1 pseudogene is annotated in these 518 nt (G+C 65.1%); it reads right to left on the bottom strand.

Annotated elements, in window-relative coordinates:
* Positions 1-85: 85 nt before the first annotated feature.
* A pseudogene (locus QWI17_RS16725) lies at positions 86-518 on the bottom strand (hypothetical protein); the annotation flags it as partial.

Here is a 518-nt window from a genome sequence, read left to right as displayed (position 1 = left end):
CGCGAAGGGCCGCAAAGCGGCCCCGGCAACCCATACTGAATGCTCAACCCAAAGGGCCCCAGGCACCCCTGCCATGCGCCCAGGCTCAGTAAGCCAAGCTCCAGGTCAGCGTATAGGTGCGCCCGCGCCCCTGGTAGTCATACAGGTACGCCGGCCCGTAGGTCGGCGAATAGAACAGCGTCGCGCGCTGCCCCCAGACCGTACTGTACTGCTTGTCCAGCAGGTTCTGGATACCCGCGCTGAAAGTGCCGAAACCGGTGTCCTGGCTGGCCAGCAGGTCGAAGGTGGTGTAGCCGTCGATCTCATGGTCGGCGTCGTCCTTCAGGCTGAAAGCGTGGTTGGCCTGCAGCCGCGCGCTGCGGCCGTCACCCTTCCAGCCAACGAAACCGGTGGCCTTCGACAACGACGCATAGCGGGCATCGCGTTTGATCCAGCCGCCGTCGACCGCCTCTTCCTCGGAGCGGGTCAGGTGCAGCGTGCCGCCTGCTTCCCAACCACTCTGGAAGTGGCGGGTCAAT

Origin of the sequence: Gilvimarinus gilvus, from assembly GCF_030518155.1 — a bacterium.
In the GTDB taxonomy this organism is placed as follows: Bacteria; Pseudomonadota; Gammaproteobacteria; order Pseudomonadales; family Cellvibrionaceae; genus Gilvimarinus; species Gilvimarinus gilvus.
The sequence above is the reverse complement of the archived record's forward strand: the minus strand, read 5'-3'. Positions and strand labels throughout refer to the sequence as shown.